The organism is Chryseobacterium sp. BGA-UO-ETr-SB22, from assembly GCF_059567885.1.
The window spans coordinates 740,519-766,685 of record NZ_JCAQOV010000005.1 but is presented as its reverse complement, the minus strand read 5'-3'; the positions used below and the strand labels follow the sequence as shown (position 1 = coordinate 766,685).

The following is a 26,167-nucleotide window of genomic DNA, read 5'->3' as shown; positions in this document are numbered from 1 at the left end:
TTTATTGTAGTGAGTATTACTTTGAAGCAAGTTCTTCTTTTGTAGAAGTCGTTTTTCCGTGTACCTCTTCTTCTTTTCCTGTTTTAAGGAAGTCATAAGCAATTGCAGATGCAATAAAGATGGATGAATACGTACCGAATCCAATACCAATTAACATCGCAAACATGAATCCTCTCAAGTTATCACCACCGAAAATGAAGATCGCAAGGATAACCAAAATCGTAGTAAATGAAGTGTTGAATGTTCTACCCAATGTGCTTGAGATAGAGTCATCAAACAGACCCGCTAATGTTAAAGATTTTTTCTCTCTCAGGTATTCTCTAATTCTGTCAAAGATAATTACCGTATCATTGATTGAGTATCCTAATACTGTAAGAATCGCAGCAACGAAATCCTGATTAATCTCCATGTTGAACGGCATAAACTTGTGAAGCAATGAATAAGCTCCCAAAATGATAACCGCATCGTGGAATAACGCTGCAACAGCACCAAGAGAGAACTGCCATTTTCTAAATCTTACCAAGATATAGATGAAAATACCTGCTAATGCTGCAACTACAGCAAGAATACCGTGAGTCTTGATATCGTCTGCAACAGTAGGTCCTACTTTCTCAGAAGAAATGATTCCTGAGTGATCTTTATCTGCAGATTTGAAATCTTTTAACGTCATGTTTGCAGGTAAGCTGGATTTTAATCCTTCATACAATTTCTGCTCAACAGTCTGGTCAGCTTTCAAAGATTCATCTTCAATAAGGTAATCTGTAGAGATTTTCAACTGCTTATCGTTACCGAAAGTTTTGGCTTCTACAGAAGAGTTTTTACCATCCTCAGTTTGGAATACTTTTACCAAATTAGATTCAACATCTTCAGCATTTACAGCCTTATCAAATCTTACCACATAGTTTCTACCTCCTGTAAAGTCGATACCATATTTGAATCCGTGGATTGCAATAGAAGCGACACAAACAATAGTTAAAATACCTGAAACGATGTAAGCATATTTTCTTTTTCCAATAAAATCGATCCAAGTGTTTCTGAAAAGATTTTTTGTAGCACCTGTCCAAACAGAAAGGTGTTTTCCTTTATTCAATCTAGAGAAGATCATTACTCTTGAAATCAATACCGAAGTAAAGAATGTCATCAGGATACCGATTCCTAATGTTAATGCAAAACCTTTAATTGGTCCTGTTCCGAAAAGGAATAGTACACCTGCTGTCAATAATGTCGTTAAGTGACCATCAACAATTGCATTTAATGCGTGTTTGAAGCCGTCTTTGTATGCTTCAAGAATACTCTTTCCTGCGAAAAGTTCTTCTTTAGTTCTTTCATAGATAATTACGTTCGTATCTACCGCCATGGCCATTGTAAGTACAATACCTGCGATACCAGGAAGCGTAAGGGTAGCATCTACGGAATCCATAATTCCGAAAATGTAGAATAAGTTGATAATCATTGCAATTACTGCATAAACACCAGCTCCACCATAGTAGAAAATGATATAAGCAATAATTAATAAGAATGCGATACCAAATGACATCACCCCAGCATCAATAGACTCTTGTCCTAATGAAGGACCTACAACCGTAGCCTGAACTACTTTTGCACCTGCTGGTAATTTACCTGCACCTAAAACGTCTACCAATTCTTTAGCTTCTTCCTGAGAGAAGTTACCAGAGATCTGTGTTCTACCGTTAGGAATTGCATTTACAACGTTTGGAGCTGTATAAACTCTACCGTCAAGCGTTACAGCAACCGGCTTACCAACGTTTTTCTCTGTTAATGTTTTCCAATCTTTTGCTCCTTTGGAATCCATCTGCATATCTACTACTACTCTGCTCAGCTCATCATAGCTGATGCTTGCAGTTTCAACAGCACCGTCTACCGGAGCTTTTTGGTTGATGTTACCTCTGATTGCATACAATACTAAGCTTTCAGCATCTGTAGCTTCAGGTTTGTAACCCCACATGAACTGTGTATATTTAATGTTAGCCGGACGTAAAGACTGACCTACTTTACTGTTTAAAATTTTATTTACAACAGCTGTATCAGATAATTTTACGTTAGCAACACCATTGGTTCTTAATTTGTCAAGCTGTAAAAGGTTCATGAAGTTCACATTCTTTGCTACTCCCATAGAATCTCCTTTTGCAGCAACCATAGTTGTCAAAGTCTGGAAATAAGGCGCAATTTCAGGAACCTGCTGTACTTCCCAGAACTGAAGTTTTGCAGAAGTCTGAAGCATTTTCTTCACTTTATCGATGTCCTTCATACCAGGCATTTCTACAGAAATTCTAGCGGTTCCAGGTACTCTCTGAACGTTTGGCTGCACAGCACCCATTTTATCAATTCTCGTTCTGATTACCTCGAAAGCTGTTCCTACAGATGCATCAATTTTTCTTTTAACAATGCTTTTCACCTGCTCATCAGCAGTGTTGTACTTCACCTCAGTAAGTGTTGTATTTCCGAAAATTTCCGGATCTGCCAACTTAAGGTTTGTTCCTTTAGCTTTGTTAACTGCATCGAATTGCTCGAAGAAATTATCAATATAAGCTTTTGTAGAATTCTTCTGTGCTTCATCAGTTTTGTTTAAAGCCTCGATAAGAACAGGATTTGTAGAATAATTTGTTAAATCATTCACAAGATCTCTTTGGTTGATCTCCAAAAGAACGTTGATCCCTCCTTTCAAGTCAAGACCAAGTTTCATTTCCTTGTCTTTGGCTTTAGTGTAATAAAGTTTTGTGAATCCTAGATTCAAAGTATCCTTAGAAAGTCTAGCAATTTCTTTCTGATACTTTTCCGGATTGTCTCCTGCAATAGCAGTTGCCTGCTTTTCAATTTTGCTGGCGTACCATGTTGGTAATAGCTCGTTTAAGCAAATCAACCCTAGTACAATAGCGACAATTGTAATAAGTCCTTTTCCTTGCATTTTGTTATAACTACGTTAAATTAAGTCGGCAAATATAATGATTTTCTTGTATTTTATGAATTTTTAACAACAGAAATGGTTTATTTTCAGATATATTGGTATTCTGAGTTCTATTTAAGATTTAACAATTTTTTCATGGTATCATAATGAAGTCTTCAAAATTCGATTGGTACAAAATTTTCATTCACTTAATCAACACACTAAATATCAAAATATTATGAGAAAACTACTTTTTACCATAAGTATATTTTCTTCCTTAATCGCTAATTCTCAAAGCATTAATTTGGAAGAATTTGTGACAGGACTTACCAGTCCGGTGGAGATTACAAACGCCAATGACAGCCGGCTTTTTGTTGTTCAACAGAACGGAATTATTAAAATTATTCAACCCAACGGGACAATTAATACCACTAATTTTCTGAATATCGGTTCAAAAATTATTTTTGGTGGTGAAAGAGGTCTGCTGGGACTTGCATTTCATCCACAATACTCTACCAACGGGTATTTTTTTGTGTATTATAACAACCCGGCCGGTAATATCATCGTTGCAAGATACAGTGTAAGTTCAACTGATTCTAACGTGGCTGATCCAGCTTCTGAAAAAATCCTGCTGAACATCCCCAAACCATTCGATAATCACAATGGAGGAAGCATTCATTTTGCCCCAGACGGAAAACTCTGGATCATTACCGGAGACGGAGGAAGCGGCGGAGATCCGAATAATAATGCCCAAAATAAAAACGTATTGCTGGGAAAAATGCTGAGGATAGATGTGGATGCTACCGGCCCCTATAATATTCCGCCGGATAATCCTTTTGCAGGAGCCGTGGATGGAGCGGATGAAATATGGGCCTACGGCCTTAGAAATGCATGGAAATTTTCCTTTGACCTGACTACAGGAAATGCGATGATTGCAGATGTAGGCCAGGGAGCCATAGAAGAAATCAACAAAATGCCTATTACACAGGCTGGCTTAAACTATGGCTGGCGCTGCTATGAAGGAAATAACGCCTACAATACGGCAGGATGTGCGGCTCAGTCTACAATGACCTTCCCTGTTGCCGTATACAATCATTCAGGTGGAAAATGCTCTATTACGGGCGGTTATGTTTACAGAGGAACTCAATACCCGTCACTTCAGGGAAAATATTTTTTTGCGGACTACTGCTCTACCCAGATTGGAATTCTGGATAGCAATAATGCCATCACATGGACGACTCCTTATTCGGGAAATAACTTTTCTACTTTCGGGGAGGATTATCAGAAAGGGCTGTATGTAGCCGCTGTAAACAGTGGAAAGATCTTTAAAATATCTACAGGAACTTTAGGAATAAAGGAAAATACTTTAGGAACCGTAAAAATTTATCCTAATCCGGCTTCAAAAGAGATTTTCATTGATGGCGTTACTGATAAAAAAGCAACGTTGGAAATTATCAGTGCGGAAGGAAGAAAAGTGTTGGAGGCAGATCAGATTATGAGTGGCAAGGGCATTAATATTTCAGGAATACCCGCTGGAGTTTATTATATCAACCTGAAATCCGGAGAATTGAAATCTTACAGTCAAAAATTGATTATCAAATAATATAATTCCTTACTGGAAGATGCTTCGACTTCGCTCAGCATGACATCTACACTAAAAATAATCAACTAAAATTTTAAAGCAATAAAAAAGCGGTTCATATCTGAACCGCTTTTGATTTATATTGTCATTGAGAAAATCCTGGTTTCAGGTTTATTTCTCATCATTCTCAGGTCAAAAACCATAGCTACGTTTCTTGTGAAAGCTCTTCCAGCTTCTGTAATTTTAACTTCAGTTCCATTAATCTCAACCAGTCCGTCATTTTCCATTTCTTTCAACATTTCCAAAGCATTTTCAAGCTCCGGGAAAGAATTGTTGATATCAAAAGTTGTTTCAAGCTGGCACATCAGATTCAGAATATGTCTTCTTACAGTCAGATCTTCTTCACTCAGAACATGTCCTTTTACAACAGGAATCTCACCTTCTTCAACCATTTTCTGATATTCTTCAACCGTTTTTACATTCTGGGCAAAAGCATACCATGAATCTGAAATGGCAGACATCCCAAGCCCTACCATCAGTTGGGTTTTGCTTGAAGTATACCCCATGAAGTTTCTGTGAAGTTTTTTATGAATCAAAGACTGATACAGATCATCATGTTCAAGAGAGAAATGATCCATCCCTACTTCAATATATCCTAAATCCTGAAGCAGCCTTTTACCATCTTCATACAAACGGCGTTTTTCTTCTCCGCTTGGAAGGTCATTTTCATCAAAACCTCTCTGCCCAACTCCCTTCACCCATGGAACGTGTGCATAAGAGTAAAATGCAAGTCTGTCCGGTTTCAGCTCCATAGTTTTTCTGATTGTGTGTTCCATCGCCTCCCAATTCTGGTGTGGCAGTCCGAAAACAAGATCATGACTGATTCCTCTGTAACCAATTTCCTTCGCCCATTCTGTAACGTTTTTTACGTTTTCAAAGGGCTGGATTCTGTTGATAGCTTTCTGAACTTTAGGATCATAATCCTGAACTCCAAAGCTTACTCTTCTGAAACCAAGGTCATATAAAGTCTGAAGATGTTCTTTCGTTGTATTATTAGGATGTCCTTCAAAAGAAAATTCCGGATGCTCCGCAATGTCTACTGTTGAAAAAATTCCCTCTAATAATGTTCTTAAGTTCTCAGGCGAGAAAAACGTAGGAGTTCCTCCACCTAAGTGCAATTCTTTCAGTTTAGGTTTTTCGTTGAAAAGGTCAAGATAAAGTTTCCACTCTTTCAAAACACTTTCCAGATAAGGTACTTCAACGCTGTGCTGCTTGGTAATACGTTTATGACATGCACAGAACGTACACAAAGCCTCACAGAAAGGCAAATGGATATAAATAGAAATCCCCTCCTCTGCATTGCTTTCATGAAAAGACCTGATTACTGTTTCCTTCCATTTTTCCGGTGAAAATGTTGATTCATCCCAATATGGAACGGTAGGATAAGAAGTGTAACGCGGTCCGGGAATATTATACTTATCTATTAAAGAGTTCATTTTGAAAATTAAGATTTTATAAGGGTATGAAATTTAACATAATCAAAATTCCATCTTACAAAATTAACCATTAGTTATGAATTTTAACCTATGAATTATATTAGGTTCTATTTTATAATGAGTCTAAATACGTATGATCAGGCTTTTGGCAAATAGTGATAAATTCTATACCTGATATTTAAAATTTTAATTTCATGACAGCAATTCTGCTATTTCCTGCAAGAACAATGCTGTTACCATCAATCCACTGACAGACAAAGAAACCTTTTTCATCAGAAATTTTCTTCCAGGTCTTTCCAAAATCTGAAGAATAGCTGATGTGTTTGTCTCCAACTGCAATGATTTCTTTTCCTTTTGACCCAGGTTTAATTTTCACACAGGTTGTATATCCGGCATTTTGTCCTGAAGCCTGAATCTGCCAGGTTTGTCCACCATCATTAGTGGTTGCAATATTATTGACATTGGCATCCTGTTTTGTATAATCTCCTCCTGCAGCAATTCCGAAATGGTCATCGTAAAAATCTATAGAATACATTCCTTGTGAAGATTCTCCCTGTACAACGGGTGTATTGAAAATTTCAATTTTTTCATCCTTCAGATTCATTCTTAGGATTCTTGAAGCCTTCCCTCCGGTTGCAATCCATAGGTGTTTTTTAGTTGATGAAATATTGGTATTACTGGCAGCAAAAGCGGCTTCACCTTCATTCAGGGATACATTATTTTTAAACATATTCCATTTCCCATTTCTATACACTGCCAGTTTCAGCAAGTGGTCTTTATCTGCATCACTAAAGGTAAAGGCAAGCCTATCATTCACAAAATGTAAAGCATCATAAAAAGCTGTTTTAGCCGTATCTTTATAGACAATCTGTGATTTCAGATCTTTCTTATTGATTTTAAAAAAACGGGCAGGGCTTTCAATATTGATGGCATAAAAAGAAGTTTTATCCTGTGCCAGCGTTCTGAACTGAAGCTTATCTTCGGATAGCTTGATCTGTTTCTGGTTTTTATAATCTTTCAGATCTACAAACCCGAATTTGGAGTCTGTACCACTGTACCAAACCTTATGGTCATACAGCTCAAGTGCTCTTATACTGATTTTATCATTCAGAATGGTTTCAATGCTTTCCACCTGCTGGGAAAACGCTGTAAATCCTATAGACAAACACAAAATGGAGAAAATCTTTTTCATATTATAGAAGATAAAAAAAACCGCCGAAGCGGTTTATATTAGTATTAATTTACGTCCTTATATTTTTCAGGATTATTAAGTTTACTATTTGATTTTCCGTAAAGGAAATATACTAAACCTCCTAAGAACAACCATACAGCAGAAAGTTCCAATGCATGAGCACTTAAGTTAAATATCAGATAAATATTGATAAATACTCCCAGTCCTACAACTATTTTATAAGCCGGAACTTTGAAAGGTCTGATCAAATTAGGTTCTTTTTTTCTCATCACCCAAACCGCAATACAAACCAGTGTAAATGCAAACAGGGTTCCGAAACTTGTCATATCTGCCAATGTTGAAATTGGAGTAAATGCAGCGATAAATGCAACTACAATTCCCAACAAAATGATTCCTTTGTAAGGTGTTTTAGTTTTTGGATGAAGCTGACCGAAAAATTGAGGAATCAATCCGTCTTTTGCCATTCCGATGAAAATTCTTGACTGTCCCATCATCATTACCATTACTACGGAAATTAATCCTACAGTAGCAGCGATGGTGACTACATTACTCGCCCAGTGTTTTCCGGCAATTTCAAAAGCATAAGCCACAGGTGCCTTAATAGCATCAGGGTATTTTCCTTCAGGATTAAAGTCTGAATAATGCATCATCCCTGTCAATACAAGTGATACACAAATATAAAGCGCTGTACACACCAAAAGTGATGTAATGATTGCAAAAGGAACGTCTTTTTTAGGATTAATAGCCTCTCCTGCCTGTGTAGAAACAGCATCAAAACCAATATAGGCAAAGAAAATAGCTGCGGCTCCGGAAATAATTCCTTTAATACCATAGGCGGAAACCATGTCTCCTTCAGAGTTCTTAAGCTTTACCTGATCTGGAATAAAAGGCTTCCAGTTTTTAACACCATCTACCGCATTATAAAGATCAGTATTAGAAAAGATAATATATACTCCTGCGATAATTACAAAGATAACGGCAGAAGTTTTCATCAAAACGATCAGGTTATTAGCCCCTGCTGCTTCTTTAGTTCCTTTTACCAATAATGCAGTAATTAAAAGAACAAGAATAAATGCCGGCAGGTTCATTGAAAAGCCATCTCCTGTATAACTGGCAGGATCTGATGTAAGATAAGCCGGTAAATGAATATTAAAGATTTTCAAAAATTTGGTAAAATATCCGGACCAACTCACGGAAACAGCCATACTCGCCATGGCATACTCGAGGATAAGACACCACCCCATGGCCCAGGCAAAAATTTCTCCTACCGTTCCATAGGCATAGGCATAAGCTGAACCCTCTACAGGAATAATGGATGCAAATTCTGCATAACATAATGCAGCAAAAACGCAGGCAATACCTGCTATGATAAATGAAATGGCAAGTGCTGGTCCTGCGTGATAATAGGCTCCTGTTCCGGTAAGAACAAAGATTCCACCTCCAATGATAGCACCCACTCCAATTGCTGTTAAACTCCATTTTCCAAGGACTTTTTTCAGCTCACTTTTCTTCATATCTGCCTCATAGGCACTTAGTGGCTTTTTAACCCAAATTTTCGACATGTTTTTTTATTTATTAAGGATTTACGAAAATATAAAAAATTTAGGAACTCCCACGTTTATCGTTAAACTTTCGTCATTTATTTTACATTAAAATCTTTAAAAACCTGAGCAACACATTATTTAATCCATTTTAAAAAGTCCATATTTTTGCTTATTTTTGATTGCATGAATTTATATGATCTTTTTGTAAAACCTTATGAAAGCTATGATTCTTTACAGATTACACTGGAAGCATCAGGTGCTGTTTTCGGAATATTGAGCGTATTTTTTTCCATTAAGAAAAATATATGGGTGTACCCTACGGGCATTATTTCAACCCTGATCTACGTATACCTTCTTTTTAATGCGGGGCTGTTAGGAGACTGTATGATTAATGTCTATTATTCTGTCATGAGTATTTATGGCTGGGTTCTATGGGCAAGAAGTTCTGAAGATCATGTTCATGTAGAAGTTACCTGGGCCACCAGAAAAGAATGGTCTTATGCCATTCTGCTTTTTATACTGAGTCTGGCGCTGGTTACTCTTATTTATTATTACAAGCCTTATATTGATAATCAGTTTTCTATGGAAGGAACCAGTTTAGGGTTGTATCATCTGGATTGGGCAAATTGGATGGATATTTTTACCACTTCAATATTTTTAATAGGAATGTGGTTCATGGCCAAACAGCGCATTGAGAACTGGATTTTCTGGATTATCGGAGATATTATATGTATGCCTATGATGATTTTTAAGGGACTTGGAATCACTTCGGTTCAATATTTGGTATTTACTATAATGGCTATCTTAGGATACCTCAATTGGAAAAAAAGTTTTAAAGAAAAAAGTACAATAAAGTCATGAAAAATTTATTTAAAATAGCAGTCAGTATTTTTGCTATTACCAGTTTAACATCTTGCTTAGCATATACCGACGGATACGGAAGCAATAATGGTGGTTATGGTGACCCCTATTATAACAACGGATATTACTATGCTCCTTCCGGATATTATGGAAATGGCGGGTATTATGGTAATGACGGCTATTATTACAGAAATAACGTTAATTACTACTATGATAATGGCATTCCTTATTATTATGACACTTATAATAATTCCAGAAGAAAAGTCTATGTAGAAAGAAGATCATCATCTTCTTCAAGACCTCAAAACGGATTCCAGAATACTCGTACAACGGATGGTAACGGCTCTTACAATAATAACGGAGGATTCAATAATAACAGAAACTCCAATAGTAACAGCAATAGCAGCAGAAACAACAATGGCGGATTCAGAAACCAAAACAGTGGTTCTCAGAATAACCAAGGTAACCAAAACAACAGCGGATTCAGGAATCAAAACAGCGGTAACCAGAATAATCAGGGTACCCAAAATAACAGTGGATTCAGAAACCAAAACAGCGGCAGCCAAAACAGTGGCAGATCAGAATCTTCCGGCGGTGGATTCAGAAACAGCTCCAGTGGCCAAAGCAGTAGTTCAGGCAGACAACAGAGCGGCGGAGGCGGCTTTAGATAAAACGATTATAAATAAGGAAACGAACAGTTAACACTGTTCGTTTTTCATTTTAAATATATTAATTTTGCTTCTTCATTTTAGACAAAAAATATGGAATTTTATAAATATCAGGGAACAGGAAATGATTTTGTAATGGTAGACAACCGCGATCTGCAGTTTACTAAAGATAAAAATAGTATTGAAAAATTGTGTGACAGACGTTTTGGAATAGGTGCTGATGGTCTTATTCTATTGGAAAACGATTCTGACTATGATTTCAAAATGGTTTACTACAATTCTGACGGAGGAGAAAGTACCATGTGCGGAAACGGAGGAAGATGTCTTGTAGCTTTTGCTTTTTTCCTTGACATCTTTGAAGACAAGTGTAAATTCATTGCAACAGACGGAGAACACGAAGCTGAAATCCATAACGGGATCATTAAATTGAAAATGATCAATGTGGACACCATTTCACAGGACGGAAATGATTTTGTTCTGAATACGGGATCTCCACACTATGTAAAATATGTAGAAAATCTTCCGGATTACAATGTGTATACTGAAGGAAACGGGATCAGAAATTCTGAAAATTATAAAGAAAAAGGAATCAATGTGAACTTTGTAGAAAAAATTTCTGATAATGAAATTTTTGTAAGAACCTATGAACGAGGCGTTGAGGACGAAACTTACAGTTGCGGAACAGGAGTTACAGCTTCTGCTTTAACTTTTCTTCAAAAACATAATCTAACCTCTGTAAAAGTTAAAACTTTAGGCGGAAATCTTAAAGTATATGCTGAAAAAAGCGGAGATACATTCCAGAATATTTGGCTGGAAGGTCCTGCAAAGCAAGTTTTTAGAGGTAAAACAGATCTTCTTTAAAAACAAAAAAACTTTTAATCAACATTTATAGGAATGAAAAAAGCTATTCTCATTATCATTCTGCTGGTTTTTGTAACTGCAGGATTTTTTGGTTTGAGATTTTATAATAAATATTTAGGAAATAACGTAGAAAAAGACGGTTATGTTCTGATTCCTCATAGAGCAGGTTTTAAACAGATCCTTGACTCTATTGCTCCTTATATTAAAGACAAAGAATCTTTTGAAGCCGTAGCTAAAGAGAAAGGTCTTGATGCCAATTTTAAAGCAGGACGTTATCACATCCAGAGCGGAACAGGAAACAAGAACCTTGTCAACATGATCAAAGCAGGTAATCAATCTGCAAATTCTTATAGAATCGGAGATTTTGGAGATATGTACCAGATGATTGGCAAGGTGACCAAAAAGACGGAAATTGATTCATTACATTTTATAAATGATCTGGATGCCGTGGCACAGGAAAAAGGGTATAAAAATGTTGAAGATTTAAAAAAATATTTTTTCATTGATACTTATAAATTCTTCTGGACCGTAAGCCCAAGAGAATTTTTCGCAAAGTTTGAAGATCAGTATAATGATTTCTGGACGAGTGAAAGAAAAAACAAAGAACAGCAGTCTGGCCTTACAAGAGATCAGATCTATGCACTGGCTTCTATTGTTTATAAGGAATCCGGAGGAAAAAAAGATGAAATGAAAACGATTGCCGGATTATATTTAAACCGTTACAGAAAAGGAATGAAACTTCAGTCTGACCCTACGGTGATCTACGCGATCAATAAGCAGACTAATTTTAAAGAATCTATTAAAAGGGTATTATATAAGCATTTGTCTACACCATCACCTTACAACACTTATGCAAACGCAGGTATTCCTCCGGGACCCATCTGTGTAGTGGATAAAAATTCGGTTGATGCTGTTTTAAATGCTGAAAACAACAATTATATATTTATGTGTGCTGATCCCGCAAGGTTTGGATACCATAAGTTTACGGCAAGTGCTGAAGAACATGCTGTAAATGCAAAAGCGTACCAGGACTGGCTCAACTCAAAAAATATAAAATAAGCTTAGAAAGCACCTAAAAATTTATACAGCTAGAAAAACAATAAACGATCATAATGTTTTGAAGATCAAATTGATATGGATATTCAAAATGTTAAGGGTTATACTTTCACGATTTTATACAAAAAAATAACCTATGAAGAATAAGACAGAAATTGTCAATATTTTCACCAGAAAAACTTTAGGACTTACGTTAGTACTTTCAGCGGCGGCGATGGCATTTGCACAGGAGAAGGCTGGAGTTTCAGGGACTATTGTCAACAAAAAAAACCAACCGGTTCCTTATGCCTCTGTAACTTTCAGCAATAAAGTGAGCAAAACATTAAGTGATGCTGTACTGACAGATGAAAAAGGCCAGTATAAGCTTGAGCTTGTACCGGGAGATTATGATATCACAGTAGAGGCTATTGATTACAAAAAAAATGTAGTCAGTAAAAATATTGCTATAACAGGTAATATCGGGGCATTATCTTTAGAGCCTGAAGCTGCTACAACCATTGATGGTAAAACAAAAGAAATCCAGGGTGTTGTAATTACTGCTTCAGCAGCCAAACCCTATAAAGTAGAACTTGACAAGAAAACATATGATCCTTCACAGGATATCGTGAGCAAAGGAGGAAGTCTTCAGGATGTATTGACCAATGTTCCTTCAGTTTCTGTAGATACGGATGGAACCGTTTCTATGAGAGGAAGTACCAATGTAAAGTTTCTGATCAATGGAAAACCTTCTGCCCTTCTGGGAATAGATGATGGGGCCAACGCCTTACAAAGTATCCCGGCTGATCAGATTGAAAGAATTGAAGTCATTACCAACCCTTCTTCTAAATTTGAAGCAAGCGGAACTTCCGGTATTCTGAATATTATTCTTAAAAAGAACAAAAAAATCGGATTTAATGGTAGTGTTGTAGGATCTTTAGGATATTTCCCAAGAACCTCGCTTAACACCAACCTGAGCTGGAGAAAAAACAACTGGACCTGGTTTGTAAACGGCGGCGGCGGTTACACGGAAAATAAAACTAAAAATAATTCGGAAACGACGTATCACAATCTTACTTTTCCTAAAATCCTTCCTGATACGCAGCCAAATGATGTTCTTGCTCATCAACTGCAAAACTCCACCAGTAAGACCTATAACAAAAATTATAATGTAAGTGCTGGTTTTGTGTATGATTTGTCTGACAAAACATCCATCAATGTAACAGGATTGGTAAGAACTTTTGAAGGAGACGGAAATGAGCTTCTGCAGACGTATGACAGTTTTCACAGATTTTTCCAAGATCCGTCAGATCCAAATGGAACTGCAGGAACATGGCAGTTATTAAACCCTTACGGACAAAGAGATTCTAAAACGATATTTAATAACCTTGCTTTCCAGGGAGATTTAGGTTTAGATCACAAATTTGATGATAACGGTCAGAATTTATCAGTATCATTAAGTTTACAGAGAAACAGAAGCAACAACAATGCAAATATTCTTGAGACCAACGACCTTCTTCCGGATGTACAGGATATTACCCGAAGACATTCTGTAAGCAAAACAGTGATCGGGAAAGCAGATTACGAATTACCTATAGGAGAAAAGTCTAAGATTGAAGCAGGATACAGATTGGATGTGAATGATAATACTTATGATAACTTTGTAAGCAGCACTTCCAACAATCCTTATATCCAGAACTATAACAACAATACAGATTACAGGGAGATCTTCAATGCGTTCTATTTACAGTTTAAAAGTAAAATCGGAGAAAAATTTGCTTATCAGCTTGGTTTAAGAGATGAACTTTCCAATGTAAAGATCAATTACATCAATCAAAATCCTAATGATCCGCAATTAAATAAAACAAAAAACTACAACAATTTATTTCCGAGTGTATTCTTGAGCTATGATGTATCTAAGAACAATCAGATTTTGGTTAATTATTCCCGTAGAATAGACAGACCAAGATCTTTCTTCATGGTTCCCTTCCCGAATTACAGCAACAGCCAGAATATTTTTGAAGGAAACATAGATCTTAACCCATCGTATGTAGACTCATTTGAAGTAGGATATAATATTACAAGAAAGAAGTTTACTATTAATCCTACCTTATACTACAGACATGCTACGGATGATACTAAAATGCTAGTCTACAGACCTGATGAAAATCTGGGAGTATTCTATACAAAACCTATCAACCTGGGAAGCGACGACCGTTATGGTTTGGATCTGAACTTTACCTACGATCCTTTTGCATGGTTAAAAATAATGGGTAGCTTAGACATGTTCGGATATAAGACGACCGGAATTGCTTATTATGATGCTATTGATAAAAATAAGCAGCAGCAAACACGTAATATGAACTTTACAGGAGATGGTTTCTCTACCAGGGCACGTCTTAATACGACATTCAAGCTTGATAAAACATTAAGTGTACAGCTGCAGGGATTCTATAGAGGAGCTCAGAAATCTGCCAACCAAAATACAGAGGATATGTATGCGCTGAACCTTGGTGCTTCCAAAACGATCTGGAAAGGAGACGGAACAATTTCCTTCAATATTCAGGATATCTTCAATACAAGAAGCAGAGAAGTACTTAGTTTCAATGAGGATTATACCCGAAGAAACTATATGCAGTGGCAGCCAAGACAGTTTTCTATTTCTTTAACCTATAGATTCAAACAGGGTGAAAAAGTAGATCAGCCTAAAAAGAAAAAGGATATCAATTCCAATGCAGCCGGAGACGACCAACAAGGCGGTCCGATGTAATACAACAAAAATAAAATCCCGAAAAGTACTTTTCGGGATTTTTTTATTAATGTTATTTTACAGTCTCAGCTTGTGAATCTTTTTCTTTTTCAGCTTCATAGATTCTTCTTCTCAGATCACTGGTGGAAAACCTATGGTCTCTTTTGTTGTAAAAGATCTCAATTCCTTTTTCTTCACAGTATTTTTTACCTGTAAAGTCTCTGTCCATATAATCATCTCCAATGATTCTTACATCAATCACAAATGATTTTAAAATATCCAAAAGATCTTCTTCCGTATAATAAGGAATGATCTCATCCACCGCATTTACTGCTTTCAGTTGAATGTATCTTTCAACGATGGTCTGGCTTGGCTTATTTTTGTTGGGACGATCGTGGGAAGGGTCGATCTGAAGTCCTACGATTAAATAATCACATACAGTTTTGGCTTCTTCAAGCATTTTGATGTGCCCAGCATGTAATAAGTCAAATGAGGAAAATGTAATCCCTATTCTCTGTGTCTTCATATTAATTTTGAATTAAAAACTTCACTGAAATAAATGTTCTTTTAAAAAGATAAAAAACAAAAAATTCAGGGAAGATGTTTTGTAATTTGTTTATATAATTCGTTCTTTAATTGTTCTTTCATATGGTTAGTAAAATTTCATAACCATTGAAACTATACATTCCTTGTATTCAAGTATTTCTGCCATTCCCAAACCGTTCTTAAAGATTCTTCCAGAGACGTTTCAGACTTCCAATTGAGCTCTTTTTCGGCCTTTTCAGCGTTGGCATATGCAATCGTGATATCTCCTTCTCTTCTTGCGCAGATCTGATAGGGTACTTCTACATTATTAGCCTTTTCAAAAGCTTTCACCACTTCCAATACAGATGAACCTTTTCCTGTTCCCAGATTGTAGGTATCAATCACAGCTTCAGTTGAAGAATCTTCTATCAATTTCTTTAATGCTGCAACATGCGCTTTCGCCAGGTCAACAACATAAATATAATCACGAACGGCTGTCCCGTCCTCTGTAGCATAATCATCTCCCCAAATACTCAGTTTCTCGCGTACTCCTGAAGCGGTCTGCATCACATAAGGTACCAGGTTATTAGGAATTCCTATCGGCAGTTCTCCAAGTTTTGCAGAAGGATGTGCTCCGATTGGGTTAAAATATCTTAATAACGAAATTTTACGTTGATAAGCATTTGCAAAATCAATAAGGATCTGCTCTCCCATTTGTTTTGTTTTCCCATATACACTTTCAGGTACTTTTAAAGGAGTATTTTCGTCAATTGGCATTACATCTGCCTGCCCGTATACTGTACAGGATGAACTGAAAATAAAGTTGGAGATTTCTCTTTCTTTAAATTCCTGAAGAATATTAATCATTGAGAACAAATTATTCTCATAATAGTCCACCGGCTTTATCTGGCTCTCTCCTACTGCTTTAAAAGCTGCAAAATTGATACAACCATCGATCTGATGGGCATCAAAAACCTGAGTAAGAAGCTCCTTTCTTCTTAGATCAAAAGGATAAAAAGCCGGCTTTTTACCTGTAATCTCTTCTATATTCTTTAAAATAAATCTTTCCGTATTGGATAAATCATCTACAATAACTACTTCAAAGCCGCTATTGATAAGTTCTACCACTGTGTGAGAACCAATATATCCAAGTCCTCCCGTAACAAGTATTGCCATTTTATTTTTTAATCTTTGTGTTTTCCTATAAGATCGATGTTTTCATATTCTATTTCTTTGTATTTAAATTTATTTATTAATACAATTAAAAATAAAACAACACCTATCATTAAATAATATCCCAATGAAATACTTTCTTCCTCATCATTAAACTTTCGTAAAAGCCATGATAACAAAAGTACAAAAGCAAGAAAACCATAAAATATATTCGTAATTATTATACTTCTCGAAGATCTTATGATAACCGTTATTAAACTTATACAAGCTAATGAACACATAAAAACCCCTGTAAACAGTAGAATATATACTTTAAGTGAGATATCGTTTGTCTCGCTTTTAAAAAGGTTATAAGTATCATAAATACCAAAACCAAGTATAAAAATCATCAAAAAATTGAAAACAATTACAAATGCATTGATTCCCTTATATCTAAATAACCTTTTTTTCATTAATTATTTCATAAACTCAAGAACCGCATCCGTGATATACTTCAGTTGTTCTTCGTCTAATTCTGTATGCATTGGTAAAGAAATTACCTGATCCAATAGCTTATCTGTATTCACAAAGTCTGCATCATTGCTTTCCTGGAAGTAGGCTTTCTGCTTTCTCAGTGCTACCGGATAATAGATCATTGCAGGGATTTCTTTTTCCGTTAAAAACTTCTGAAGCTCATTACGTTGTCCGTTCAGAATTCTTAAAGTATACTGGTGGAATACGTGAGTAGAATTTTCAGCTCTTTTGGGAGTTAGAATATTCGGGTTTCCTTCGAATGCTTCATCATAAAAATCTGCTGCTCTTTTTCTTGCTTCGTTGTAAGAATCAAGGTGAGGAAGTTTTTTTCTTAAAACTGCAGCCTGAATGCTATCCAGACGGGAGTTTACTCCTACCTCATCATGGTAATATCTTTCGTACATTCCGTGGTTTACAATTCCTCTCAAACGGTGTGCTAATTCATCGTTGTTGGTGAAAATAGCTCCACCATCTCCGTAGCATCCAAGGTTTTTTGAAGGAAAGAAAGAAGTTGTTCCTACAGTAGACATTGTTCCTGCCTGTTTTACAGTTCCGTCAGAGAATGTATATTCTGCACCAATTGCCTGGGCATTGTCCTCAATAACATATAGATTGTGCTCTTCAGCAATTTTCAAAATTTCTTCCATATTGGCACACTGTCCGAAAATGTGTACCGGAATAATCGCTTTTGTTCTTGGCGTAATCGCTTTTTTAATCTGTTCTGTAGAAATAGTGAATGTATCATAATCTACATCTACCAATACAGATTTCAATTTAAGCAGGTGAATTACTTCTACCGTTGCAGCAAAAGTAAAATCAGCTGTGATAATTTCATCTCCTTCTTTCAGATCTAATGCCATTAGGGCAATCTGTAATGCATCTGTACCATTGGCACATGGAATCACATGTTTTACTTCTAAATAAGACTCCAATTCATTCTGGAAAGACTTTACTTCAGGACCGTTAATAAACGCTGCAGAGTCCATTACATTCAAAACTGCATTGTCTACATCATTCTTTATTTTGTAATACTGACTTTGCAAGTCAACCATCTGAATTTTTTTCATATAACAAATATTTCTGTAAAAATAAGGAATTTAATATCCTATCAAAAATTTTATTGATTTTTGTTTTTATCTTTATACAAAATAATCTTATGAAAAAACTTTTACTCTTTTGTTTCCTAACAGGTTATCTTAATGTATCTGCCCAAACAGAACTTGTTTTTGTTTTCTTTACTGATAAGCCGAATAAGGCTGCTTTCTATGCAAATCCGCTGTCTGAACTCAGCCAGAAATCACTCAACAGACGTACAACGCTGGGAATTCCTCTCAACGATCAGGATGCGCCTATTGAACAGTCTTACCTTCAGAATCTTCAAAATTTAGGATTTACTGTTACAGATTACTCAAAATGGCTCAACGGAGCTGCAGTGAATGCTACTCCTGCCCAAAAAGCCTTGCTGCAGACTCAATCTTTTGTTTTGTCTGTTGAAAGTTTTGCCAGAAACAGCTCAACCACTGTAAAAGCAGCACCTGGAAAATGGAAAGATGATGCCAATCTCAATAAACTGCTTACCACCTTTAATTATGGTTCCGGTGCCGGCCAAATTGATCAGGTAAATATCCGCCCTCTTCACCTGGCAGGTTATACCGGAACAGGGATTTCTATAGCAGTCATTGATGCCGGATTTCCAACGGTGAATACGGGAACTGCTTTTTCAAGATTATGGAATGGTAATCATATAAAAGCGGCCTATGATTTTGTCACTAAAACCGGAAACATTTACAATACAACACTCAGTCCGCATGGCTCTGTGGTATTAGGAGCTATCGGCGGATATCTGGAAGATATTTTTGTTGGTGCTGCTCCGGATGCTGATTTCTATCTCTACCGAAGTGAAAATGCCACTGTAGAAGTTCCTGAAGAAGAGCTATACTGGATTGAAGCCGCTGAGGAAGCGGATAGAAAAGGCGTAGAAATCATCACCTCATCACTGGGATACAACGTTTTTGATGAAAGCCGTTACAATTATACATATGCCAATATGAACGGAACTACTTCTTTCATTGCCCGCGGAGCAGGTATTGCTGCTGAAAAAGGAATTTTTGTTCTTGCTGCTGCCGGAAATTCCGGGTTACAGCCATGGCATTATCTGATGACCCCATCTGACAATGCTAAAGTATTCTCTATCGGATCTGTAGATTCTGCAGGAAATGCATCCGGATTTTCATCTTTCGGACCTAACTCTGTTGGAGTGGTAAAACCTGATGGAAGTACCCAAGGAACTGCTACAACAACCGTGTATGATAATGCTACTACAATTGTAAACGGAACGTCCATTGCTACTCCTATTGCTGCAGGAGGTGTAGCCTGTCTTATCCAGGCATTTCCAACGATGGACAGGGAGCAGATGAGAACAAAGCTAAGACAAACGGCTTCGCTTTATCCTGCTCATTCAGATCAGACAGGATATGGTATTCTCAACTTCGGAAGCCTGTATAATCTGGTTCTGAATACTTCTGAAATGGTAAAGAAAGATAAACTTTCTATTTTCCCGAATCCTGTTAAAAACATTCTGAATATAGCATCAGAGCAGGAAGTTCAATCCTTAGAAATTTATGATAACCTGGGAAGACTGATCAGAAAAAGCAATCATCAGAAATCTATAAAAGTGGAAGATTTTTCAAAAGGAACTTATTACCTGAAAATTCAGATGAAGGATAAAGTTTACTATGAGAAATTCTTAAAGGAATAAAAATTTTTGTCTCTCACAGATTTTGATTTGTTGAATGTGCGAGGGATATTATGAGTTTTCTAAAACCGCATATACTCTATTTTGGCTAAAGCCGATGGATGGATTCATAAAAAAGAACGGGCTAAAGCCCGTTCCTATTGATATATTACTGTACAATCTGTACAAAACATTTGTTTAAATAACTTACGCTGAGTTTCTACTCGCATTAATATTCCCGAATAAAGAACGGGTCACCAGCTTTTCATAAGCTTCTTTATTGCCCTCTCCTTTCTGTATTTTCATCAACGCATATTGTTGAATGCTCAATAATGGAAGTACAATCTTTTCACGGATCTTCACTGATTTTCTGGACAGAGGATCTTCTTCCTGAAGCATTTTAAATCCGGTCAATTCCAGCATGATTTCTCTTGAAAGCTCATATTCATCAAAAAGAACATTCCAGAATGCACCAAACTTCGGGTTGCTTTTAATATAATAGGTCAGTGGGAAATAAGACTTGTTCATACTCATCATCGAGTTCAACACTAAAGTTTTAAAGAAATCCGAACCTTTATAGAGTTCTCTTACTTCTTCAAACCTTCCCTGCTCTTTCATTTTTTGCATCGCATACCCAAAACCGAAGAATCCGGGAACGTTTTGCTTCAACTGTGACCATGACCCCACAAACGGGATAGCTCTCAGATCTTCAAATTTCAGTTCGCTTCCGTTTCCTCTTTTGGAAGGACGGCTTCCGATATTTGTTTTTCCATAATATTCAAGGGTACTCATCTCCTGAAGGTATGGGACAAACATAGGATGAGCTTTTAAGTCTGAATATTTTCCGTAGCTGATATCTGCCAATTCAATGATCAGCGCTCTTTCCTTTTCTGTAAGCTCTTTTTTTGCATTTTTGAATACATCATTTTCCACACCAGCGGTCAGAAGCTGTTCAAAGTTGTATTTTGCCTGTTCTTTATTTCCAAAAATACTGGTAATCGTCTGCCCCTGAATTGTAAGTTCAATCTTATTATTGGCAATAGTTTTTCCCTGAGAAGCATAGAAATCATGGGTCTTTCCTCCTCCTCTGGCTGGTGGTCCACCTCTGCCATCAAAGAATATAACTTTGATATTTTTCTGCTCGGAAAGCTTGGTCAATACTTCTTTTGCTTTATAAATTTCCCAGTTGGCTTTTAAATATCCGCCATCTTTAGTTCCATCAGAAAATCCAAGCATAATAGTCTGCTGGTTTCCTCTTTTTTCCAGGTGTTTTTTGTAAACAGGATTATGATACAGTTCATTCATCACGTTTTCAGCGTTAGCAAGACCTTCCATCGTTTCAAAAAGGGGAACAATATCCATATTGATATCTTCATCTTTATAACCACAGACTTTAAAGAATGCATAGACGTTCATCACATCTTTTACCGCATCGGAATTGGAAATAATATAACGGTTCATTCCTCTTAATCCGTTCAGATTCTGAATGCCTGTAACCTGTGAAACCGTTAACAATGTATCTTTCACAATATCTTCAAAATCTTCAGCCTTTACGGTTTCTGAAACCTGAATAAGCTTATTGAATTTATGTTCGTAATCAGCCTCTTCATTCCCGTATACTTTTGCGTAAACGTCATCAATCACTTTCTGATGAATCCTGCTATCCTGGCGGATATCCAACGTTGCAAAGTGAGTTCCGAAGATCATCACCCGATCCTTGAAATTAGCCAGAAGATCTAAAAACAAGGAATTATGTTCATTAATTACTATTGTTTCCGCTTCTGCGGCTTTCTTTAAAATATCTTCAGCTGTAATACTTTTTCCATCAAAAATGGCAGCGTACAACTCTTCACTTAATTGGGTTAAAACTTCAGAAACCCCTCTGAAACTCAATCTTCTTCTGATGAATTTCAAATGACTGTAATAGGATTTCAGAATGGCTGAGCGAAGTTCTTCCGCCACTCTTTTCGTCACATCTGCCGTTACAAACGGATTTCCGTCCCTGTCTCCTCCAGGCCAGAATCCAAGCTGAATAATATCTTCATGAAGGTGAAAATGCCCATTTCCAAAAGTCTTTTTGATCTTTGTAAACAGTTCGCCAATCGTATCGTAATACACATATCTCAGGTATGAAATGATGCTTAAAGCCTCATCTATAGGAGTTGGTTTTTCTTTGTTGACAAAAGGAGTCTTCCCTAGCTGCTGCAAAAGCATATCAATCTGAGTAACGGAGTCACTGGTAATAGCTCCTCGTAAATCCTGAATGATCCTTTGTACGGAGCTTGGATAAAACTGTGTAGGGTGCGCCGTAAAAACAACTTTTATACTAAAGTCTTTTAATTTTTCGCGAACTTTTTCAATTTTATGATCCTGAAAAGAACGTTCAAAGAGATTGGTTACGGTACCGCTGTCACTTTCGGAATGAAGATTGGGAAAAGCAGCATCTTCAATACTGTCAAACAAAACTACCTGTCTTTCTATATACTGAATGATCTTAAAAAGCAGTTCGAGTTTCTGCTCTTCGGTCTGAAGATCGGTATGGTTTTTAAAAAATTCTTCGACGATGTTTTCGGGAGTTTTTCCTGCTTCATAGCCGGTTCTGCTTTCCTCATAAAGAAACGGAAGCAGCATTCCGATATTCGTCATTTTATCATAAGGCAGGCTCATAAATAATGAATTGTAGATCTGGAACTTATTTTCCACGATCTGCCTGAATTTTTCTGCGCGTTGGTCGTGTATCATAGTAACAAATGTAAGCGATTTTTAAATGAATTGAATTGACAAATGACAAAAATTACAGCCATGAAAATGAAATTTATATTAATTTTTGTTCAGGAATTACTTAGTTTTGAAAGCTATTAAAAGAACCATGATCAAATTCAATTTTAACGCCAATGTGAATGTTAAAACCAACGGAACCCAGCTTGATAAAAAGGGACTGAAAACTATTTTAATCATATTTGGAGTGTTTATGCTGGTCTTTGTTTTTTCAGCAATAGCTTTTAGCTCTTTTGCTTTTGGCAGTATGGAATCAATGCAGGAAAGAGTTGATGAGTACAATAAGCAGGTAGATGCCATCCACTCATTACCGGTTCTTAAATGTACCGTTTATACAGACCAAACGATCTCAGCTCCTCTATCAGGAAAAGATGCGGCATTCTATCTACTGCGTGTGGGTACAGTCAAACGAAACAAACGATATAAAGAAAACTACGAAAAATTCGATTACGTCATGGCAGCAGGCTATCCCAAAGGAGCTCAACTTTTAATCAATGGGAAACCATATCCTATTGATTTTAATAGATGTATCATAAAAAATCCGGATCAAAGAAACATGCCTTTTGTCTACGAAACTTATACTACCAGTGATAGAACACCTTATTATCTGCAAGATTATAAAGCCAGAGGGACTCAAAAAATTTCTTTATTAAAAGATCAGCATCCCTGGATTCAGTCTTTTTTTGAACCTGACGGGTTAAATAATCTTCTTGTCAATGAATATATTTTCAAGAATGGCGATTCTGTTTATATCAATGGAAAAATTGAGAATAACAGGATTGTTCCGTTTGTGGAACATATGCTCGACTAATTCTTTGATATATATGTAAAAGATACTTTAATATAATTTTCATTAATTTTACTCGTACAACATCCATAATCCATGAAAAAAATATTTACTTTTCTACTCCTAGCCATTCTGTTCATCTCTTGTGAAAAAGATTGTTACAATGCACCGCTACCCATCATTTTTGAGTTTGTAAATTCCAATAATGAAAATCTTATTGCCAACGGAGCATTGACCACCTATTCGGTTCAGGATGAAAACAATGTTAATGTACAATTAAGCAAAACATCAGACAACAAGTTTATTGTAGAAAATGTAGGTGCTTATAACGGAACAAAAAAATATAAATTTTATTCTAATATCAAAAACCTTGATTTTTCAATACAGTCATCGGAATTTAAAGGGGCTTGTGATGGGTATCAAATCAATAAACTGACTTTTACAGGGATAGATATTGATGTAACTGATGAAAAGGGATATTATAAAATTGTATTGGAATAATTCTCTTTAAATTTGTACTGAAAAACACGTTATCTATGAAACTCATCATCGCTTTTTCCCTGATCCTTTCCAATCTCCTCTTTGGGCAGATCAAGGTTCCTGATGATTATAAAAAAATTCCTGATATCCTTGATACGGTAGATTATCTCTATCCTTTCATTGTTCCTGATAAAGACTATGCCTACTGGCGGGTGCTCAGTAATGACACTGATTATGAAAAAGCAGTGATCTACGAGAGCCAGGCTCCCGATTTTATGACGATCAATGAGCCTGTTCCGGAAAGAGGTTTTTTCCAGAAATGTATGGGCAGCAACTGTTTTTCATACATCCTTGCATGTAAAAATGAAAGATCTGTTTACTTTTCCAATGAACAGCAGTTAAGAGATTTTATCGGAACGGTGGACAATCTTCCTGAAGCTATTTTACTGGCCAAGACTTATGGTTATTCGGTAGATACGAGTAACCGTTTTACCGGAACTTATAAAATTGAGGACCGCCATATCTCTATGTATCTTATGCAGTCTAAGGGCTGTCCCGTTGTGAAAGAATCTTTTTTGGTTAAAATCAACAGAAAAACCGGAAAACTGGAGGCAAAAAGTAATGGAATCTATTCAAAAGATGAAAACTGTACTTCTTTGTAATTATTTTTTTTAGAAAACGCTAAGACACAAAATAGTTTCTATGCTTCATAAAGCAATAGCTTTCATAAAATATAATAATAGCAATTTTAAAATTTCATTAACTCAATTTTCCTTTTCCATTCCGTAAATTTGGGTACAATAAATTTAGAACAATGCTTAATTTCGAGTTTAAAAATCCAACAAAAATACTTTTCGGGAAAGGCGAAATCGCTAAAATTTCCAAAGAAATCCCTAAAGATGCCAAAATATTAATGATTTACGGAGGTGGGAGCATCAAAAACAATGGTGTCTACGACCAGGTAAAAGAAGCTTTGAAAGATCATGAAGTGTATGAATTTGGTGGAGTTCCTGCCAATCCTGAATATGAAGTCTTAATCAATGCCTTAGGTTTTATTAAAGAAAAAAATATCACTTACCTTCTTGCTGTTGGTGGCGGATCTGTGATTGACGGAACAAAATTCCTTTCTGCAGCAGCTAATTATACTGGTGAGCCATGGGATATCCTTAGAAATTCGGTAAGAACTTTTGAAGGACAAGGAATGCCGTTTGGAAGTATTTTAACGTTGCCTGCAACCGGTTCAGAAATGAATTCGGGGTATGTTATTTCAAGAAGAGAGACCAATGAAAAACTATCTTCCGGAGGTCCCGGTCTTTTCCCACAGTTTTCTGTACTGGATCCTGAAGTGATCAGGTCTATTCCAAAAAATCAAATTGTGAACGGAATTACCGATGCGTATACCCACGTATTGGAACAATACATGACGGTTCCTTCTTCTGCTGATCTTCAGGAAAGAATTGCAGAGAGTATTCTGATCAGCCTTCAGGAAACTGCTCCTAAAGTATTGGCTGATGATTTCAACTACGATGCTGCCGGAAACTTTATGTGGTGCTGTACAATGGCTCTGAACGGACTGATCCAGAAAGGAGTGATTACAGACTGGGCAGTACATGCTATGGGACATGAGCTGACAGCTTATTTTGGTATTGATCATGCCAGAACACTGGCAATTATCGCTCCATCCCACTACCGTTACAATTTTGATGATAAAAAAGGGAAACTTGCACAATATGCAGAGAGAGTTTGGGGAATAAAAGACGGAAGCGTAGAAGAAAAAGCAGAGCTGGGAATCAAGAAAATGGAAGAATTCTTCCACAGTCTTCATATCAAAACCAAACTTTCTGAATATACAGAAGACTTTAAAGGAACAGCTGAAAAGGTTGAAAAAGCCTTTACAGACAGAAAATGGCTAGGTCTTGGGGAGTATAAAAAACTGACTCCGCAGGATGCCTATAAAATTGTGGAGATGAGCTACTAATAATTCAAAGTTCAAAATTTAAGGTTTAAGATTTAAGATTTAAAAATTACGTTCTGGCTAGTCTTTTAAGTTTTGGCTGAAGCCAGAAATGGTAGTTAATTTATATAGAAAGCGGGCTAAAGCCCGCTTCTTTTGATTATAGATATTATTGACAAACTGTATGTTTTTTTAATCGATTTTTTATTTTTATGGCTTTGTACGCTTGAAAATACTGATTACCCTCTCAAAATTATTCAATTTACAAACATTCGTTTAAAAAATCATTATTTCATTATAGATATTTCAAATTTATTTATATTTTAGCATATT

Annotated in this window: 20 protein-coding genes; 11 read left to right on the top strand and 9 right to left on the bottom strand. The window is 36.4% G+C overall.

What is annotated here, in order from left to right:
- Positions 1–16 precede the first annotated feature (16 nt).
- The gene (gene secD / locus AC57AW_RS10705; protein ID WP_496351850.1) at positions 17–2,926 is read right to left on the bottom strand and encodes a protein translocase subunit SecD; all 2,910 of its coding nucleotides are present in this window, start codon (positions 2,924–2,926) and stop codon (positions 17–19) included.
- 217 nt (positions 2,927–3,143) lie between these two features.
- Here secD and AC57AW_RS10700 point away from each other — a divergent pair, with 217 nt between their 5' ends.
- On the top strand, positions 3,144–4,508 hold the full coding sequence (locus AC57AW_RS10700; RefSeq protein WP_496351849.1) for a PQQ-dependent sugar dehydrogenase: 1,365 nt from the start codon (positions 3,144–3,146) through the stop codon (positions 4,506–4,508).
- Positions 4,509–4,624: 116 nt separating this feature from the next.
- On the opposite strand, the gene hemN is transcribed toward AC57AW_RS10700, so the two are convergent.
- The 3 genes from hemN to AC57AW_RS10685 all read right to left on the bottom strand — a co-directional run bounded on the left by hemN (position 4,625) and on the right by AC57AW_RS10685 (position 8,737).
- Complete coding sequence (gene hemN / locus AC57AW_RS10695; protein ID WP_309434969.1) at positions 4,625–5,983, bottom strand: oxygen-independent coproporphyrinogen III oxidase; 1,359 nt, start codon at positions 5,981–5,983, stop codon at positions 4,625–4,627.
- A 178-nt stretch (positions 5,984–6,161) separates the two neighbouring features.
- Entirely contained in the window at positions 6,162–7,175 is a 1,014-nt protein-coding gene (locus tag AC57AW_RS10690) for a WD40/YVTN/BNR-like repeat-containing protein (protein WP_496351848.1), read from the bottom strand.
- Between the two features lie 44 nt (positions 7,176–7,219).
- The gene (locus tag AC57AW_RS10685; RefSeq protein ID WP_318847987.1) at positions 7,220–8,737 is read right to left on the bottom strand and encodes an amino acid permease; all 1,518 of its coding nucleotides are present in this window, start codon (positions 8,735–8,737) and stop codon (positions 7,220–7,222) included.
- 165 nt (positions 8,738–8,902) lie between these two features.
- Here AC57AW_RS10685 and pnuC point away from each other — a divergent pair, with 165 nt between their 5' ends.
- The 5 genes from pnuC (at position 8,903) to AC57AW_RS10660 (ending at position 14,911) form a co-directional block, all read left to right on the top strand.
- A complete protein-coding gene (gene pnuC / locus AC57AW_RS10680) occupies positions 8,903–9,580 on the top strand; it encodes a nicotinamide riboside transporter PnuC (RefSeq protein WP_496351847.1) in 678 nt (225 codons plus the stop codon).
- Positions 9,577–10,251 (top strand): hypothetical protein, encoded by a 675-nt coding sequence (locus AC57AW_RS10675; protein ID WP_318847989.1) that lies wholly within the window; start codon positions 9,577–9,579, stop codon positions 10,249–10,251. Before pnuC ends, AC57AW_RS10675 begins: the two co-directional genes overlap by 4 nt.
- Before the next feature lie 90 nt (positions 10,252–10,341).
- Positions 10,342–11,109, top strand: a complete 768-nt coding sequence (dapF, locus tag AC57AW_RS10670; protein WP_318847990.1) for a diaminopimelate epimerase — start codon at positions 10,342–10,344, stop codon at positions 11,107–11,109.
- Positions 11,110–11,142: 33 nt separating this feature from the next.
- Positions 11,143–12,168, top strand: a complete 1,026-nt coding sequence (gene mltG / locus AC57AW_RS10665; RefSeq protein WP_496351846.1) for an endolytic transglycosylase MltG — start codon at positions 11,143–11,145, stop codon at positions 12,166–12,168.
- 133 nt (positions 12,169–12,301) lie between these two features.
- Complete coding sequence (locus AC57AW_RS10660) at positions 12,302–14,911, top strand: TonB-dependent receptor domain-containing protein (RefSeq protein ID WP_496351845.1); 2,610 nt, start codon at positions 12,302–12,304, stop codon at positions 14,909–14,911.
- 52 nt (positions 14,912–14,963) lie between these two features.
- Here AC57AW_RS10660 and AC57AW_RS10655 read toward each other — a convergent pair whose 3' ends face one another.
- From AC57AW_RS10655 to AC57AW_RS10640, 4 genes are all read right to left on the bottom strand, one after another.
- Entirely contained in the window at positions 14,964–15,416 is a 453-nt protein-coding gene (locus AC57AW_RS10655) for an adenylyltransferase/cytidyltransferase family protein (RefSeq protein ID WP_318847993.1), read from the bottom strand.
- 152 nt (positions 15,417–15,568) lie between these two features.
- Positions 15,569–16,591, bottom strand: a complete 1,023-nt coding sequence (galE, locus tag AC57AW_RS10650) for a UDP-glucose 4-epimerase GalE (RefSeq protein ID WP_496351844.1) — start codon at positions 16,589–16,591, stop codon at positions 15,569–15,571.
- Positions 16,592–16,599: 8 nt separating this feature from the next.
- Positions 16,600–17,040 (bottom strand): hypothetical protein, encoded by a 441-nt coding sequence (locus tag AC57AW_RS10645; protein WP_496351843.1) that lies wholly within the window; start codon positions 17,038–17,040, stop codon positions 16,600–16,602.
- A 3-nt stretch (positions 17,041–17,043) separates the two neighbouring features.
- Positions 17,044–18,168 carry a DegT/DnrJ/EryC1/StrS family aminotransferase gene (locus tag AC57AW_RS10640; protein ID WP_318847996.1) on the bottom strand — a complete coding sequence of 375 codons (1,125 nt, stop codon included), beginning with the start codon at positions 18,166–18,168 and terminating at the stop codon, positions 17,044–17,046.
- Between the two features lie 89 nt (positions 18,169–18,257).
- On the opposite strand from AC57AW_RS10640, the gene AC57AW_RS10635 reads away from it, so the two are divergent.
- Complete coding sequence (locus AC57AW_RS10635; protein WP_496351842.1) at positions 18,258–19,859, top strand: S8/S53 family peptidase; 1,602 nt, start codon at positions 18,258–18,260, stop codon at positions 19,857–19,859.
- Between the two features lie 183 nt (positions 19,860–20,042).
- Here AC57AW_RS10635 and AC57AW_RS10630 read toward each other — a convergent pair whose 3' ends face one another.
- Positions 20,043–22,577 (bottom strand): phosphoenolpyruvate carboxylase, encoded by a 2,535-nt coding sequence (locus AC57AW_RS10630; RefSeq protein ID WP_496351841.1) that lies wholly within the window; start codon positions 22,575–22,577, stop codon positions 20,043–20,045.
- A 127-nt stretch (positions 22,578–22,704) separates the two neighbouring features.
- On the opposite strand from AC57AW_RS10630, the gene AC57AW_RS10625 reads away from it, so the two are divergent.
- The 4 genes from AC57AW_RS10625 to AC57AW_RS10610 all read left to right on the top strand — a co-directional run bounded on the left by AC57AW_RS10625 (position 22,705) and on the right by AC57AW_RS10610 (position 25,858).
- On the top strand, positions 22,705–23,424 hold the full coding sequence (locus tag AC57AW_RS10625; protein ID WP_496351840.1) for a hypothetical protein: 720 nt from the start codon (positions 22,705–22,707) through the stop codon (positions 23,422–23,424).
- A gap of 72 nt (positions 23,425–23,496) precedes the next feature.
- Positions 23,497–23,901, top strand: a complete 405-nt coding sequence (locus AC57AW_RS10620) for a hypothetical protein (protein ID WP_496351839.1) — start codon at positions 23,497–23,499, stop codon at positions 23,899–23,901.
- 35 nt (positions 23,902–23,936) lie between these two features.
- Complete coding sequence (locus AC57AW_RS10615; RefSeq protein WP_496351838.1) at positions 23,937–24,542, top strand: hypothetical protein; 606 nt, start codon at positions 23,937–23,939, stop codon at positions 24,540–24,542.
- A 152-nt stretch (positions 24,543–24,694) separates the two neighbouring features.
- A complete protein-coding gene (locus tag AC57AW_RS10610) occupies positions 24,695–25,858 on the top strand; it encodes an iron-containing alcohol dehydrogenase (protein WP_496351837.1) in 1,164 nt (387 codons plus the stop codon).
- Positions 25,859–26,167 lie beyond the last annotated feature (309 nt).

Bases quoted from the DNA above. Each gene is read 5' to 3' on its own strand.
- AC57AW_RS10635 (WP_496351842.1), top strand. From the start codon at position 18,258: ATGAAAAAACTTTTACTCTTTTGTTTCCTAACAGGTTATCTTAATGTA.
- AC57AW_RS10660 (WP_496351845.1), top strand. From the start codon at position 12,302: ATGAAGAATAAGACAGAAATTGTCAATATTTTCACCAGAAAAACTTTA.
- AC57AW_RS10655 (WP_318847993.1), bottom strand. From the start codon at position 15,416: ATGAAGACACAGAGAATAGGGATTACATTTTCCTCATTTGACTTATTA.
- dapF (WP_318847990.1), top strand. From the start codon at position 10,342: ATGGAATTTTATAAATATCAGGGAACAGGAAATGATTTTGTAATGGTA.
- AC57AW_RS10700 (WP_496351849.1), top strand. From the start codon at position 3,144: ATGAGAAAACTACTTTTTACCATAAGTATATTTTCTTCCTTAATCGCT.
- AC57AW_RS10615 (WP_496351838.1), top strand. From the start codon at position 23,937: ATGAAACTCATCATCGCTTTTTCCCTGATCCTTTCCAATCTCCTCTTT.
- AC57AW_RS10685 (WP_318847987.1), bottom strand. From the start codon at position 8,737: ATGTCGAAAATTTGGGTTAAAAAGCCACTAAGTGCCTATGAGGCAGAT.
- galE (WP_496351844.1), bottom strand. From the start codon at position 16,591: ATGGCAATACTTGTTACGGGAGGACTTGGATATATTGGTTCTCACACA.
- secD (WP_496351850.1), bottom strand. From the start codon at position 2,926: ATGCAAGGAAAAGGACTTATTACAATTGTCGCTATTGTACTAGGGTTG.
- AC57AW_RS10620 (WP_496351839.1), top strand. From the start codon at position 23,497: ATGAAAAAAATATTTACTTTTCTACTCCTAGCCATTCTGTTCATCTCT.
- hemN (WP_309434969.1), bottom strand. From the start codon at position 5,983: ATGAACTCTTTAATAGATAAGTATAATATTCCCGGACCGCGTTACACT.
- AC57AW_RS10625 (WP_496351840.1), top strand. From the start codon at position 22,705: ATGATCAAATTCAATTTTAACGCCAATGTGAATGTTAAAACCAACGGA.
- AC57AW_RS10675 (WP_318847989.1), top strand. From the start codon at position 9,577: ATGAAAAATTTATTTAAAATAGCAGTCAGTATTTTTGCTATTACCAGT.
- AC57AW_RS10610 (WP_496351837.1), top strand. From the start codon at position 24,695: ATGCTTAATTTCGAGTTTAAAAATCCAACAAAAATACTTTTCGGGAAA.
- AC57AW_RS10690 (WP_496351848.1), bottom strand. From the start codon at position 7,175: ATGAAAAAGATTTTCTCCATTTTGTGTTTGTCTATAGGATTTACAGCG.
- AC57AW_RS10640 (WP_318847996.1), bottom strand. From the start codon at position 18,168: ATGAAAAAAATTCAGATGGTTGACTTGCAAAGTCAGTATTACAAAATA.
- AC57AW_RS10645 (WP_496351843.1), bottom strand. From the start codon at position 17,040: ATGAAAAAAAGGTTATTTAGATATAAGGGAATCAATGCATTTGTAATT.
- mltG (WP_496351846.1), top strand. From the start codon at position 11,143: ATGAAAAAAGCTATTCTCATTATCATTCTGCTGGTTTTTGTAACTGCA.
- pnuC (WP_496351847.1), top strand. From the start codon at position 8,903: ATGAATTTATATGATCTTTTTGTAAAACCTTATGAAAGCTATGATTCT.
- AC57AW_RS10630 (WP_496351841.1), bottom strand. From the start codon at position 22,577: ATGATACACGACCAACGCGCAGAAAAATTCAGGCAGATCGTGGAAAAT.